At 68.2% G+C, this 14,130-nt stretch carries 17 protein-coding genes; 6 read left to right on the top strand and 11 right to left on the bottom strand.

Annotation, left to right across the window (positions count from 1 at the left end):
- Positions 1-94: 94 nt before the first annotated feature.
- Entirely contained in the window at positions 95-1,093 is a 999-nt protein-coding gene (locus ACGVWT_RS14965; protein ID WP_315462931.1) for an adenosine kinase, read from the bottom strand.
- A gap of 342 nt (positions 1,094-1,435) precedes the next feature.
- Between ACGVWT_RS14965 and ACGVWT_RS14960 the strand changes: the two genes are divergently transcribed.
- From ACGVWT_RS14960 to ACGVWT_RS14935, 6 genes are all read left to right on the top strand, one after another.
- Positions 1,436-2,119, top strand: a complete 684-nt coding sequence (locus ACGVWT_RS14960) for an EI24 domain-containing protein (RefSeq protein ID WP_315462930.1) — start codon at positions 1,436-1,438, stop codon at positions 2,117-2,119.
- On the top strand, positions 2,116-2,484 hold the full coding sequence (locus ACGVWT_RS14955) for a hypothetical protein (protein ID WP_315462929.1): 369 nt from the start codon (positions 2,116-2,118) through the stop codon (positions 2,482-2,484). Before ACGVWT_RS14960 ends, ACGVWT_RS14955 begins: the two co-directional genes overlap by 4 nt.
- A gap of 204 nt (positions 2,485-2,688) precedes the next feature.
- Positions 2,689-4,737, top strand: a complete 2,049-nt coding sequence (locus ACGVWT_RS14950) for an NAD(+) synthase (protein ID WP_315462928.1) — start codon at positions 2,689-2,691, stop codon at positions 4,735-4,737.
- Positions 4,738-4,779: 42 nt separating this feature from the next.
- A complete protein-coding gene (locus ACGVWT_RS14945; RefSeq protein WP_315462927.1) occupies positions 4,780-5,640 on the top strand; it encodes a CDP-alcohol phosphatidyltransferase family protein in 861 nt (286 codons plus the stop codon).
- Positions 5,637-6,728 (top strand): inositol-3-phosphate synthase, encoded by a 1,092-nt coding sequence (locus ACGVWT_RS14940; RefSeq protein WP_116462695.1) that lies wholly within the window; start codon positions 5,637-5,639, stop codon positions 6,726-6,728. The genes ACGVWT_RS14945 and ACGVWT_RS14940 overlap by 4 nt, the downstream gene beginning before the upstream one ends.
- Positions 6,728-7,432, top strand: a complete 705-nt coding sequence (locus ACGVWT_RS14935; RefSeq protein WP_294282767.1) for an NTP transferase domain-containing protein — start codon at positions 6,728-6,730, stop codon at positions 7,430-7,432. Before ACGVWT_RS14940 ends, ACGVWT_RS14935 begins: the two co-directional genes overlap by 1 nt.
- A 110-nt stretch (positions 7,433-7,542) precedes the next feature.
- Here ACGVWT_RS14935 and ACGVWT_RS14930 read toward each other — a convergent pair whose 3' ends face one another.
- The 10 genes from ACGVWT_RS14930 to hisB all read right to left on the bottom strand — a co-directional run bounded on the left by ACGVWT_RS14930 (position 7,543) and on the right by hisB (position 14,093).
- Positions 7,543-9,162 carry an amino acid permease gene (locus ACGVWT_RS14930; protein ID WP_315462926.1) on the bottom strand — a complete coding sequence of 540 codons (1,620 nt, stop codon included), beginning with the start codon at positions 9,160-9,162 and terminating at the stop codon, positions 7,543-7,545.
- 112 nt (positions 9,163-9,274) lie between these two features.
- A complete protein-coding gene (locus ACGVWT_RS14925; RefSeq protein WP_315462925.1) occupies positions 9,275-9,652 on the bottom strand; it encodes a histidine triad nucleotide-binding protein in 378 nt (125 codons plus the stop codon).
- 196 nt (positions 9,653-9,848) lie between these two features.
- Positions 9,849-10,154 (bottom strand): phosphoribosyl-ATP diphosphatase, encoded by a 306-nt coding sequence (locus tag ACGVWT_RS14920; protein ID WP_315462924.1) that lies wholly within the window; start codon positions 10,152-10,154, stop codon positions 9,849-9,851.
- A 32-nt stretch (positions 10,155-10,186) separates the two neighbouring features.
- Entirely contained in the window at positions 10,187-10,360 is a 174-nt protein-coding gene (locus ACGVWT_RS14915) for a hypothetical protein (RefSeq protein ID WP_165800932.1), read from the bottom strand.
- Complete coding sequence (locus ACGVWT_RS14910; protein ID WP_315462923.1) at positions 10,357-10,728, bottom strand: STAS/SEC14 domain-containing protein; 372 nt, start codon at positions 10,726-10,728, stop codon at positions 10,357-10,359. The genes ACGVWT_RS14915 and ACGVWT_RS14910 overlap by 4 nt, the downstream gene beginning before the upstream one ends.
- A 36-nt stretch (positions 10,729-10,764) precedes the next feature.
- Positions 10,765-11,535, bottom strand: coding sequence for an imidazole glycerol phosphate synthase subunit HisF (hisF, locus tag ACGVWT_RS14905; protein WP_315462922.1), 771 nt, complete (start codon positions 11,533-11,535; stop codon positions 10,765-10,767).
- Positions 11,536-11,707: 172 nt separating this feature from the next.
- Positions 11,708-12,442 (bottom strand): 1-(5-phosphoribosyl)-5-[(5-phosphoribosylamino)methylideneamino]imidazole-4-carboxamide isomerase, encoded by a 735-nt coding sequence (gene hisA, locus ACGVWT_RS14900; RefSeq protein WP_315462921.1) that lies wholly within the window; start codon positions 12,440-12,442, stop codon positions 11,708-11,710.
- Positions 12,443-12,569: 127 nt separating this feature from the next.
- Entirely contained in the window at positions 12,570-13,175 is a 606-nt protein-coding gene (gene hisH, locus ACGVWT_RS14895; protein ID WP_315462920.1) for an imidazole glycerol phosphate synthase subunit HisH, read from the bottom strand.
- The gene (locus ACGVWT_RS14890) at positions 13,172-13,492 is read right to left on the bottom strand and encodes a YciI family protein (protein ID WP_315462919.1); all 321 of its coding nucleotides are present in this window, start codon (positions 13,490-13,492) and stop codon (positions 13,172-13,174) included. The genes hisH and ACGVWT_RS14890 overlap by 4 nt, the downstream gene beginning before the upstream one ends.
- A 13-nt stretch (positions 13,493-13,505) precedes the next feature.
- Positions 13,506-14,093, bottom strand: coding sequence for an imidazoleglycerol-phosphate dehydratase HisB (hisB, locus tag ACGVWT_RS14885; protein WP_241891113.1), 588 nt, complete (start codon positions 14,091-14,093; stop codon positions 13,506-13,508).
- Positions 14,094-14,130 lie beyond the last annotated feature (37 nt).

Raw genomic sequence — 14,130 nt, 5'->3', positions numbered from 1 at the left:
TCGCGGCTGACCGGCGTCCTCCTGTCGCGCCGTTTCGCGCACGAAAAAGGGAGGCGCCGACCGGCACCTCCCTTCGATACGTCTACAGACGCGATCAGCCGAGCTTGGCGGCCACCAGCGCCTTCATGTCGACGTTCGGACGCGCGCCGAAGTGGCTGATGATCTCGGCGGCGCAGATCGCACCGAGCTTCAGCGATTCCTCCAGGCCCTTGCCCTGCGCCTGACCGTGCAGGAAGCCGGCGGCGAACAGATCGCCAGCACCCGTCGTGTCGACGACACGCTCGATCGGCTCCGCGGCGACCTCGGCACGCGCGCCGTTCTGCAGCGCGCAGGCGCCATGCGCGCCGCGCGTCACCACCAGCGTCGGCACCTGTGCTGCGATCTTGGCGACCGCGGCCTCGAAATTCTCGGTCTCGGCGAGGGCGGTCAGCTCGCCCTCATTGGCGAACAGGATGTCGATCAGGCCATCGGCGATCAGGCTGCGGAAGTCGCCGCCGTGGCGACCGATGCAGAAGACGTCGGACAGCGTGAAGGCGACCTTGCGGCCCGCCTTCCGCGCGGCCTCGATCGCGACGCGCATCGCGGCGCGCGGCTCTTCCGGGTCCCACAGATAGCCTTCGAGATACAGGATCGCGGCGTCTTCGATCATGCCGAGATCGAGCGCGGCGGCCGGCAGGAACTGCGAGGCGCCGAGATAGGTGTTCATCGTGCGCTGGCCGTCCGGCGTCACGAAGATCAGGCAGCGCGCCGTGGTCGGCTGGCCGGGACGCACATCGGTGGTGAAGGCGACGCCCGCCGCGCGGATGTCGTGCGCGAACACTTCGCCCAGCTGATCGTCGGCGACCTGGCCGATGAAGCCGGTGCGGCCGCCGAGCGCCGCGATGCCCGCGACGGTGTTCGCCGCCGATCCGCCCGATACCTCACGCCCCGGACCCATGCGATCGTAGAGCGCGTCGGCATCCTCGGGCGAAAACATCAGCTGCATCGAGCCCTTGGCGACGCCGATCGACTCGATGAACGCGTCGTCGGCCTGCGCGAGGATGTCGACGATCGCATTGCCGATCGCGACGACGTCATAGGTGGGGTGGGACAAGGGCAGCTCCGGAAAAGTCAGATGTCGCTCCCTAGGGGCGTGCGCGGTTTCGCGCAACGCGGGGTGGTGGGGGCTAACCCCGGCCGTCACCCCGGACTTGGTCCGGGGTCCACCGGGCCGCGGGGGAATAGCCGGAGGCTCCCACCGTCCCCCTCGCCGCAGAGTGGACCCCGGAACAAGTCCGGGGTGACGGAGAGGGTTTGGCTTGGGTGCGCGCACGAGCGTCGGGGCGCTTACCTCCATAGGTCTCTGCGGATCACGCTCAGGGTGACCGAGAGAATGTGGCGACCCTTAACACGCCAAGCGTTGACGCCCCCGTCCCTACACGCCACCCCACGTCTCATGCTCCGCGCCTTCACCCTCTCGCTCGGCCAGCTTGGCGATGCCGCGATTTTGCGGGTGCTGGCGAAATCGCTGGCCCTGACGGTGGCGATCTTCGTCCTGCTCGGGCTGGCGCTGTTCGGTGGGTTGCATGCTGCCTTCGCCGATCTGGGCGCGACGCTGGGCGACGGGCTGGCGGGGGCGCTGACGGTGGTCGTGTTCGTCGTTGCCGCCTGGCTGCTGTTCCGCGTCGTCGCGATCGCGGTGATCGGTCTGTTCGGCGACGCGATCGTCGCGGCGGTCGAGGCGCGTCATTATCCTGCCGCGCATGCCGTCGCGCGGGACGTCGGCATCGTGCGTTCGGGGCGCATGGCGCTGGCCTCGGCGGTGCGCGCGCTGGGCATCAATCTGGTGATGACGCCCGTCTATCTGGCGCTGTTGTTCACCGCGATCGGGCCGGCGATCGCCTTTTTCCTGGTCAATGGCTGGCTGCTGGGGCGCGACCTCGGCGACATGGTGGCGAGCCGGCACATCGACGATGCGACGATGCGGGGCTGGCGCAAGGCGACCCGCGGCCAGCGGTTCGTGCTGGGCCTTGCCGTCGCGGGACTGTTCGTGGTTCCGCTCGCCAATCTGTTCGCGCCGATCCTGGGCGCGGCAATGGCGACGCACCTGTTCCACGGGGGGCGAGGGGGACACGCATGAGGACGCGCACGATCTTGAGCCTCGCGCTCGCGGCAGGGCTGGGCGCGTGCGCCGCACCGGGGGCGGTCGTGCCGACGGTCAGCCGCCCGGTCGTGCCCTATACCAGCGCCGGGCTGGAGCGGGTGATCGGCCAGGACGCGGCGGGACTCGTCCGCCTGTTCGGCCAGCCGGATGCCGATATTCGCGAAGGTGCGGCGCGCAAGCTGCAATTCGCCGGGCCGATCTGCGTGCTCGACGCCTATCTGTACCCGAAGGAGAATGAGGGCCCCCGCGTCACCTATCTCGACGCACGCGAGCCCGATGGCAGCACGATCGACCGTGCAAGCTGCGTGGCGGCGCTGACCCGGCGCGAGGGGGGGAAGTAGGGCCTCCTTCCGTCACCCCGGCCGACGTGCCGGGGTCCCGCTTCGCCTTCCGTTGGGTGGGGAAAAGCGGGACCCCGGGTCTAGCCCGGGGTGACGAGGGAGGGGCGCGACGTTGGCGGGAATCGCCTTAACATCGCCGGATCGCCCCGGCTTACGAGCCGTTGCCGCTAGCCCCCCTTCCTCACAGCGGCTAGCCTTACCACCATGACCCAGCGCTTTCATTCGATCCACGCCCACCAGATGGTCCGCGTCGCGGCCGCGACGCCGCGCGCGAGCGTCGGCGATATCGCCGCGAACGTCGATGCGGCGGTCGCGATGGCGCGGGAGGCGGATGCGCGCGGCGTGGATTGCGTGGTCTTTCCCGAACTCAACCTGACGTCCTACGCGCTCGACGACCTGCACCTGCAATCGGCGCAGCAACGCGCCAGCGACGCGGCGGTGCTGGCCTTCGCCGAACAGACCGCAGGATGCGCGCCGCTGCTGCTGGTCGGCGCGGCGCTGGTCCGCAACGGGCGGCTCTACAATTGCGCGGTGGCGGTGCATCGCGGGCGCATTCTGGGCGTGGTGCCCAAGAGTTTCCTGCCCAACTATCGCGAATATTACGAAAAGCGTTGGTTCGCGCCGGGGCTGGGCCTGACCGGCCTGACGATCCGGTTGGGCGACGCCGATGTGCCGTTCGGCACCGACCTGCTGTTCGCGGCGGAGGATCTGCCGGGCTTCGTCGTGCATGCCGAGATTTGCGAGGATTATTGGGCGCCAACGCCGCCGTCGACCATGGGCGCGCTGGCGGGGGCGACGATCTGCTGCAACCTCAGCGCCTCCAACATCGTCATCGGCAAGGCGCGCGAACGCATGCTGCTGGCCGCCGCGCAATCCGCGCGCGCCGCCTGCGCCTATGTCTATTCCGCCGCGGGGCCGGGTGAGAGCACCACCGATCTCGCCTGGGACGGGCAGGGGCTGATCTACGAACTGGGCGAGTTGCTGACCGAATCGAGCCGGTTTTCGAACGCGGCCGAGCTCGTCACAGCCGACATCGATTGCGAGCGGCTGGTGCAGGAGCGGTTGCGCAACGGCACGTTCAACGACAGCGCGGCCGCGGCGGGGCACCCCGAGCGCGGCGTCCGTCGAATCGGCTTCACGCATGGTGCGCGGGACGGCGACACCGGGCTCGACCGCCGCATCCGCCGCTTCCCCTTCGTACCCGACGATCCCGCCCGCCGCGACGAGGATTGCTACGAGGCCTTTAACATCCAGGTCGAGGCGCTGGTGAAGCGGCTGTCGGCCACCGGTTCCAAGACGCTTGTCATCGGCGTGTCGGGCGGGCTCGATTCGACGCATGCGTTGATCGTCGCGGCGAAGGCGATGGACCGCATGGGGCGGCCGCGCAGCGACATTCTCGGCTTCACCATGCCGGGCTTCGCCACTGGCGACGCGACCAAAAGCAACGCCTGGGCGCTGATGCGCGCGCTGGGCTGCACCGCTGACGAGATCGACATCCGTCCCGCCGCGCGTCAGATGCTCAGCGACATGGGCCACCCCTTTGCCAACGGCGAGGCGGTCTATGATGTCACGTTCGAGAATGTGCAGGCAGGCCTCAGAACCGATTACCTTTTCCGTCTGGCAAACCAGCGCCGTGGCATCGTGCTGGGCACCGGCGACCTCAGTGAGCTGGCGCTTGGCTGGTGCACCTATGGCGTCGGCGACCAGATGAGCCATTATGCGATCAACGCCGGGGTTCCGAAGACGCTGATCCAGTTCCTGATCCGCTGGTGCATCCGGACGGGCCAGTATGACGCGGCGACTAATGCCGTCCTCGCGACGATCCTGGCGCAGGAGATTTCGCCCGAACTGGTACCCGCCGACGCGGATACGGGCGCGATGCAATCGACGGAATCGATGATCGGGCCCTATGCGCTCAACGACTTCTTCGTGCATTACGTGATCCGCCACGGGCTGGCGCCATCGAAGATCGCCTTCCTCGCCTGGCATGCGTGGCGCGATGCAGCGCAGGGTGGGTGGCCGGAGGATTTTCCGGCCGACGCGCGCGTCGCCTACGACCTGCCCACGATCAAATATTGGCTGGAGCGTTTTCTGATTCGCTTCTTCCAGACCAGCCAGTTCAAACGGTCCGCAATCCCCAATGGACCGAAAGTGTCGGCGGGTGGGGCACTTAGCCCGCGGGGCGATTGGCGGGCGCCGTCGGATGGCACTGCGTCAGTATGGCTGAACGAACTGCGCCGAAACGTTCCGTAGAATATTGCCTTCGGTATCATACGGGCGCAATATGAAGCCCTGATGACACCGCCTCCCCGGGATGGCTCACGCGATCGCCGGATCGAGGACCCATCCAACCTCTATCTGATCCACCCCGCGTCGCACGCCTTGCTCCCCCTTGCCTTGCGGCACGGCGTGTCGGCGAATGCGGTGTCGCTTGCGGGCCTCGCCTGCGGGACGATCGCCGCCTTCGCCTATGCGCAATGGCATGATCCGCTGATGGCGCTGGTCGGCCTCGCCTTCTCGGTCGCCTGGCTGGTCGCCGACGGGCTCGACGGCATGATCGCGCGGGCGACGCGGACCGCGAGCGCGCTCGGGCGGACGCTGGATGGGCTGTGCGATCACGGCGTCTTCGCGCTGATCTACCTTTCGCTCGCCTATACCGTCGGCACGGCCGGTGGCTGGGCGCTCGCGATTGCGGCGGGCGCCTGCCATGCGGTGCAATCCAGCCTGTACGAGGGCGAGCGCGCCCGTTTCCACCGCCGGGCACGCGGGGAGGCGCTGTCGAGCGTGCCGGTCCCGACCGGCCCGTGGCTGGTGCGCGTCTATGACAGCGTCGCGGGCAGCGTCGACCGCATCTCGATGCCGTTCGAACGCCGCTTCGGTGCGGCCGAGGATCGCGCCGCCTTCGGTGCGGCCTATGCCGCCGCCGCGGTGCCGGTGATGCGCCTCCAATCGCTGCTCACCGCCAACGTCCGCGTCTGGACGATCTGCCTCGCCTGCCTGATCGGCAATCCGCGTATTTTCTGGTGGGTCGAGATCGGCCCGCTGTCGGCCATTTGTCTGATCGGCCTGCTCCGTCACCGGCGCGTCGAGCGCCGCTTCGTCCACGGCCAAGCGCCGCATTCCATCCTTCTATCCAGCGAACAGGGTCATTCATGAAGAGCATCAACATCGCCATCGTCGGCATCGGCAATTGCGCGAGCTCGCTTGTCCAGGGACTCGAATATTATCGCGAAGGCACGAACGACACGGTCGGCCTGATGCACTGGGAAGTCGGCGGCTATAAGCCCTCCGACATCAAGGTCGTCGCCGCCTGGGACGTCGATGCGCGTAAAGTGGGCAAGGATGTCGCCGAGGCGATCTTTGCCAAGCCCAATTGCACCGCGGTCTTCGCCGCCAACATTCCCGCGACCGGCACCGTCGTGAAGATGGGCGCCGTGCTCGACGGCGTCGCCGACCATATGAGCGAGTATAAGGACGACCGCACGTTCGTGGTCGCCAACGACACGCAGCCGACGAAGGAACAGGTCGTCGCCGATCTGAAGGCATCCGGCACCGACGTGCTGATGAACTACCTGCCCGTCGGCAGCCAGGAAGCGACCGAATTCTATGCCGAATGCGCGCTGGAAGCCGGCGTTGCCTTCGTCAACAACATCCCGGTCTTTATCGCGTCGAACCCCGAATGGGCGAAGAAGTTCGAAGATGCCGGCGTCGCGATCATCGGCGACGACATCAAGGCACAGCTGGGCGCGACGATCGTTCACCGCGTGCTGACCGACCTGTTCGCCAAGCGCGGCGTCAAGCTCGACCGCACCTATCAGCTCAACACCGGCGGCAACACCGACTTCCTCAACATGTCGAACCACCGCCGCCTGGCGTCGAAGAAGGTGTCGAAGACCGAGGCGGTGCAGTCGGTCGCGGCCGAGCGGCTGGAGGACGAGAACGTCCACATCGGCCCGTCGGATTATGTGCCCTGGCAGAACGACAACAAGGTCTGCTTCCTGCGCATGGAAGGCCAGCTGTTCGGCGGCGTGCCGATGAACCTGGAACTGCGCCTGTCGGTCGAGGATTCGCCGAACTCCGCCGGTGTCGCGATCGACATGATCCGCTGTGCCGCGATCGCCAAGGACCGCGGCATCGCCGGCGTGATCGACCCGGCCTCGGCGTATTTCTGCAAGCATCCGCGCCACCAGATGACCGACGATCTCGCGCAGATCGCGGTCGAGGACTTCATCAAGGCCGCCTGATGATCACGACGGGCCTGCTGCTCGCCGCCGGTCAGGGCACGCGCCTGCGCTCGGTCACGCCGTACAAGCCGCTGTGCCCGGTGGCGGGCCGGGCGCTGATCGACCATGCGCTGGACAGCATGGCGGCGGCGGGCCTGACGCGCGTGATCGTCACGCTGGGCTATGGCGCCGATGCGATCGCCGCGCACCTCGCCGGCCGGGACTGGCCGGTCGAGGTGTTGACGGTGATGACCGATTTCCACCAGCCCAACGGCGTCAGCGCGCTTGCCGCGCGGGCGCTGGTTGGGCCTGAGGGGGCGGTGATGGCGATGTGCGATCATCTGGTGCTGCCGCGCCATTATCGGCGTCTTGCCCGCGCAGGTGCGGGAGAGGGGCTGCGGCTCGGCATCGACCGGCGGCTGGGACATCCCTGGGTCGATCCGCTCGACGTCACCTGCGTCGCGACACGCGGCGACCGGATCGTCGCGATCGGCAAGGAGCTGGAGCCGCACGACTGCTATGACACCGGCGTGTTCGCGGTGGGGCAGGCGTTCTTCGATGCGCTCGCCGGCCTCGACAGCCCGTCGCTGACCGAGGGCGTGCGCATCCTCGCCGCGCAGGACCGGGCGCAGGTGGTGGATTGCAGCGACCTAGACTGGCTGGACGTCGATGACGCCCCCGCCTTCGCGCATGCCGAGGGCTGGATGACGCGGCTGGCGGCGTAGGCCACGCCGGGCCGAGGGCGTCCGCCGCCGGCCCGGTTTCCGTTCTACCCACAAACAAAAAGGCCGGGGGATCGCTCCCCCGGCCTTTTTTTGTGTGACCGGCGAACCGATCAGTCGAGCTTGCGGGCCGTTTCGGGCTGCATCGACGCATCGTCGACGACGTCGATGATGCCGCGACCGACGTAGGACCGGCTGCGGCTGTAGCCGAAGTAGATGACGAGGCCGATGAGGCCCCAGATCGGCAGCACCAGCTTGGCGGTCAGCGGCAGCGACAGGTACAGCACGACGCAGCCGATGATCGCGAGCGGCGCGACGACATAGACCGCCGGCGTGCGGAACGGCCGATGACGGCTGGGATCGGTGCGACGCAGCACCATCACCGAGATCGCCACCATGAAGAAGGCGAACAGCGTACCGGCGTTAGAGTAATCGGCGAGCTTGCCGACCGGCAGGATCGCCGCTGCGACCGCTGCGGCGACGCCGGTCATCAGCGTGACGACGTGCGGCGTGCGATAGCGCGGGTGGACCGAGGCGAGCTTGTTCGGCAGCAGACCGTCGCGCGCCATGGTGAAGAAGATGCGCGTCTGGCCGAACATCATCATCAGCACGACCGACGGCAGCGCCAGCACCGCAGCGAGGCCGACGAGGCGGCCGATCATCGGCCAGTTGATGACGTCGAGGACGTGGACCAGCGCTTCCTTCGAGCACACGAGCGGTTCGAGCGCCCCGCTGGCAACGATCGCGGCGCAGCGGCCGGCGATCTCCGGCGTACCGGGCGAGAGCACCTTGCCGGCGAGCGAGGTGACCGGCTGCGCGCCGATCGCCCCGATCGCGCCCGAGGCGACGAGGATGTAGAAGATGGTGCAGATCGCGAGGCTGCCGATCAGGCCGATCGGCACGTTGCGCTGCGGGTTCTTCGTTTCTTCCGCGGCGGTCGAGACGGCGTCGAAGCCGACGTAGGCGAAGAAGATCGAGGCGGCCGCGCCCAGCACGCCCAGGCCCGACGAGCTGAACGGATTGCCGATGCCGGTGGGCAGGAACGGATTGAAATTATCCGCCTGCATCACCGGGATCGTCAGCGCGACGAAGGCGGTGAGCGCGGCAATCTTGATCGCGACCAGCACGGCATTGACGCGCGCGCTTTCGGTGGTGCCGATGATGAGCAGCCAGGTGACGAACGAGACGACGATGATCGCGGGGACGTTGACCCAGCCGCCCGTCGCCATCGCCTGCGTCAGGTCGGCGCTGGGCTCCGCACCGAAGGCGAGATACATATGCGCCATCAGCGCGTCGGCGTTGCTGATCGCGGCGGGCACGTGGAAACCGATGCCGTTGAGCAGGCCGACCGCGTGGTTCGACCAGCCGACCGCGACGGCGCTGGCGCCGACCGCATATTCGAGGATCAGCGCCCAGCCGACCATCCACGCGAGAATCTCGCCCGTCACCGCATAGGTGTAGGTGTAGGCCGAGCCCGACACCGGCACCATCGAGGCGAGTTCGGAATAGCAGAGCGCGGCGACCGCGCAGATGAAGCCGGCGACGAGGAAGCTGAGCAGCATGCCCGGCCCCGCCTTTTGCGCGGCTTCCGAGGTCAGCACGAAAATGCCGGTGCCGATGACGGCGCCGATGCCCAGCATGGTGAGCTGGAAGGCCCCGAGCGAGCGATGCAGGCCCTTCTTTTCGGCCGTGGCGAGAATGGCGTCGAGTGGTTTGACGCGCCCGAATATCATGTAGCGTATCCCCCCAGGTGCGTGGCGTCTTGAGCGCGCCGCCGCATGGTGAAGGGGGGGATGCTAGTCTCAAATGAAACGGAGGCAATCCCCTTAATGCAGGTGGATGGCGTTACCGGGCGAGCATGGGGCCCAGCGGTGCGCCGCCGAACAGGTGGACGTGGAGGTGCGGCACCTCCTGCCCGGCATGTACGCCGATATTGGCGAGCAGGCGATAGCCCGGGGCGACGAGGCCGTGTTCGCGCGCGACATGCCCCACCGCGCGGACGAGACCGGCGATCTCCGCATCGGAGGCGCGGGTGCTGAAATCGTCCCACGAGACGTAGGGACCGCGGGGGATCACCAGGATATGGACGGGCGCGACGGGCGCGATGTCGTGGAAGGCGACGGCGTAATCGTCTTCGTACACCCGCTTCGACGGTATTTCGTCGCGCAGGATCTTCGCGAAGACGTTCTGGTCGTCATAGGGCAGGGTGGCGTCGATCGGCATGCGGGGTCCTCCTGCGGGCCTGTGTAGCCGGGTTGTGGGGGGTGATCGAGCCTCGCGTCGTTACGGCGGGCTTCTCCATTTCGTCATCCCGGACTGGATCCGGGATCCCGCTTCTTTCTGCCGCTGGAGGTAGCGGGACCCCGGATCAAGTCCGGGGTGACGAGGGAGATGAGGCGCGATCCGCGTGTCGGCGGCGTTACCGGCTGGCCTTTTCGACATGGCCCGATACGCCCTCGCGCCGCGTCAGTTCGGCGCGGACGTCGTCCAGCGACAGGCCGGCGTCGGCGAGCAGGACGAGCAGGTGGAAGACGAGGTCCGCCGCCTCGGACGCCAGCTTGTCCGGCTCCGCCAAAGCGGCGATGACGGTTTCGGTGGCTTCTTCGCCGACCTTTTGCGCGATCTTTGGCCGGCCCTTGGCGAACAGGCTGGCGACGTACGACGTGCCGGCATCGGCATCGCGGCGGCTGCGGATCGTGGCGTCCAGGCGGTCGAGCGGGTCCATGTGCCCCGCTTGGCGCGGGGGAGGGGGCGGGGTCAATCCTTGTCGGCGTTGCGATGCGCAAAGCGGCGGCGCAGCGCGCGCCGGACGAGCCACAGGCCGAGCGCCGCGACGACGAACAGCGCGATGTCGGACCATTCGGGGCCGGTGCGGCGGTGGACGGTGCCGGAATGGCCCCCGGCGACCGACAGCAGAGCAAGCGACGTCATACCGTGGCGGCCGCGTCCGGCGCGGTCAGCCAGTCCCATGATGCCTCGGCGGTGTCGAAGATGCGCAGATAGGGCTGGGTCATCAAGCGCTGTACCTGAAGGCGGGTGATCGCGCTGGCGGTGACGATGGCGATGCGGCTGGCGCGGGGGAAGCCGGCCAGACGTTCGTGGATCGCCGCCGCGGCTTGTACGGGCTGGACGCTGCAGGCGCCCATGTCGATCCGCAGGCGATAGCCGCTCGTGAAGCCTTCCTTGCGGAACCGGTCCACCAATTCAGTGGCATAGCGTTCGACGCCGGCCAGATCGAACAGCTTCTGCCACTGGATATCCAGCAGGTTGCACTCATGCCGAAAGGAAATGGTGTACATGGCTGACCTGTATAGCGGTCAAGCCTTGCGGAAACGCTAAGCGAGGATCGGCCGGCGGACCGGAATTCCCGCCTGTGCCAAGGCGTTATGCGCGTCAGCGATGCTCGCCTCGCCGAAGTGGAAGATCGAGGCGGCGAGCACGGCGCTGGCGTGGCCGTCGCGGATGCCGGCGACCAGATCGTCGAGGCCGCCGACGCCGCCCGAGGCGACGACGGGGACGCTGACCCGGTCGGCGATGGCGCGAACCAGATCGAGGTCATAGCCCGAACGGGTGCCATCCTTGTCCATCGAGGTGACGAGAAGCTCGCCCGCGCCGAGATCGGCGAGGCGCAGCGCGTGCTCGATCGCGTCGATGCCGGTCGGGCGGCGGCCACCATGGGTGAACACCTCCCAGCGCTCTCCGACCCGGCGCGCGTCGACCGAGGCGACGCAGCATTGGCTGCCGAAGCGTTCGGCGATGTCAGCGACGACTTCGGGGCGGGCGACTGCGGCGGAGTTGACCGCGACCTTGTCCGCGCCCGCCAGCAGCAGCGCGCGGGCGTCGTCGGCGGTGCGCACGCCGCCGCCGACGGTCAGCGGCATGAAGCACACCGCGGCGGTGCGGCGTACGACGTCGAGGATCGTACCGCGGTTTTCGTGGGAGGCGGTGATGTCGAGAAAGCAGAGTTCGTCGGCACCGGCGGCGTCATAGGCGCGCGCCTGCTCGACCGGATCGCCGGCGTCGCGCAGTTCGACGAAGTTCACGCCCTTCACGACGCGGCCGTCGGCGACGTCGAGGCAGGGGATCACGCGGGCGCGGACGGTCATGCGGATGGCCTGTGATGGTCGCGCGAAGACGCGAAGACGCGAAGAGGTCCGGTCGCTTGGCCACGCGCCGCTCTGCAATCGCGATCGGGAGACGGCTGGCCGCCTGCTGCGGTGGAATGACGCGGCCACGCGCGCGCCACCTTAGCGTCTTCGCGTCTTCGCGCGAACATCATCACGCCGCCTGCGCCACGGCGAGTGCGGCGGCGAGGTCGAGGCGGCCGTCGTAGAGCGCGCGGCCGGTGATGACGCCTTCGATGCCGTCAGCCGCGTGGACCGCGAGCATGTGGATGTCGTCGATGCCCTTCACGCCGCCGCTGGCGATGACGGGGATCGAGACGGCGCGGGCGAGGTCGACGGTCGCGTCGACGTTGCAGCCCTTCAGCAGGCCGTCCCGGCCGACGTCGGTGAACAGCAGCGAGGCGACGCCTGCATCCTCGAACCGGCGGGCGAGGTCGACGACGCTGGTCGTCGAGACATCCGCCCAGCCCTTGGTGGCGACCATGCCGTCCTTGGCGTCGACCGCGACGACGATGCCGCCGGGGAAGTCGCGGGCAGCCTCGCGGACGAAATCGGGATCCTCGAGCGCGGCGGTGCCGATGACGACGCGCGACACGCCGAGGTCGAACCAGCGTTCGACGCTGGCGCGGTTGCGGATGCCGCCGCCCAGCTGAACATGGCCCGGAAAGGCGGAGACGATGCCGCGCACCGCCTCGCCATTCACCGATTCGCCGGCGAAGGCGCCGTCGAGGTCGACGACATGCAGGTGCTGCGCGCCGGCATCGGCGAACAGCAGCGCCTGTGCAGCGGGATCGTCGCCATAGACGGTGGCGCGGTCCATATCGCCCTCGGCGAGGCGGACGACCTGGCCGCCCTTGAGGTCGATGGCGGGGAAGACGATGAGGGTCATGCGGCGCTCCGCGATTTCGTCACCCCAGCGAAGGCTGGGGTCTTCATGAGGAAAGGGCAACGCCAAGTCGGAGAAGATCCCAGCCTTCGCTGGGATGACGGCGTCGCAGCAACGGTCAGGCCGATGGTCACGGCCGCCATGCGAGAAACCTTTCGAGCATCGCCAGGCCGTAGCGCTGACTCTTTTCCGGGTGGAATTGCAGCCCCAGCATCGTGTCGCGGGCGATGGCGGCGGTGATCGGGCCGGCATGGTCGCTGGTCGCGATCACGTCCTCGCCCTCATAGGCGTAGCTGTGCAGGAAATAGGCCTCGCCCGCGGGGACGAGCGGGTGATCGCCGGTCGGGACGACATCGTTCCAGCCCATGTGCGGGACCTTCGCCTCCATCGTACCGGGCTCGAGCCGCCGCACGCGGCCGCGCATCCAGCCGAGACCGCGGTGGTCGCCCATCTCTTCGCCGACGTCCGCCATCAGCTGCATGCCGACGCAGACGCCGAGGAAGGGCGCGCCCTCCGCCCGCACGCGGCGGTCGAGTGCCTCGACCATGCCGGGCACGGCGCGCAGGGCGCTGGCGCAGGCGCCGAACGCGCCGACGCCGGGTAGGACGATGCGGTCGGCCTTCGCCACCGCATCGGCGTCGGCGGTGACGATGAGGTCGGTGGCGCCGGCCGCGCGAAGGGCATTTTCGACCGAGTGGAGGTTGCCCGCGCCGTAATCGATCAGCGCGATGCTCATGACGCCAGCATATCCTCGAGCGGCAGCGCCGCCATGCTGGCGGTGAAGGGCGTGATGTCGGCGGTGGCTAGGCCGCGCGCGACGAACGGGTCGAGCGACACCATCGCCTCGACTTCCGCGCGTGTGCCGATCGCGATGACGATGCCGCCGGTGCGCGGTTGCTTGCGGCCCGAGGCGATCAGGCGCCCCTCGACATAGCAGGCACGCAGCCAGTCGACATGATCGCTCATCGCCGCGTCGATCGCGTCGAGGTCTGCGCCATAGGTCAGCGACACGATGCAGAGCGTCGTGCCGGGGCGGGCGAAGGGCTCGCTCACGAAATGCCCCCCATTACAGCACACCCTTGGTCGACGGGATCGCGTCGCTCTTGCGCGGATCGATCTCGACCGCGGTGCGCAGCGCACGGGCGAGGCCCTTGAACGCGCTCTCGACGATATGATGGTTGTTGCTGCCATACAGCGTCTCGACGTGCAGCGTCAGCCCGGCGGTCTGCGCGAAGCTGTGGAACCAGTGTTCGATCAGCTCGGTGTCGAGTTCGCCCAGCCGCTGCATCGTGAAGCCAGACTTCCACACCAGCCACGGCCGCCCCGAAATGTCGAGCGCGACGCGGGTCAGCGTTTCGTCCATCGGCGACAGCGCGTCGCCGTAGCGACGGATACCGCGCTTGTCGCCCAGCGCCTTGGCGATCGCCTGGCCCAGCGCCAGCGCCGAATCCTCGACGGTGTGGTGGCCGTCGATATGCAGGTCGCCGTCGACCTTTAGGTCGATGTCGATCAGGCCGTGGCGCGAGAGCTGTTCGACCATGTGATCGAGGAAGCCGATGCCGGTCTTGATGCTGTAGACGCCGGTGCCGTCGAGGTTGACGGTGACGTCGATCCGCGTCTCGGCGGTGGAGCGGTTGATCGTGGCGGTGCGCATGGCCGTGCCCCATAGGACGGTTGAGTGCATGTCGTCA

It is taken from the genome of Sphingomonas sp. S6, assembly GCF_043498045.1.
GTDB lineage: Bacteria > Pseudomonadota > Alphaproteobacteria > Sphingomonadales > Sphingomonadaceae > Sphingomonas.
This window is presented reverse-complemented; position numbering and strand designations above follow the sequence as displayed.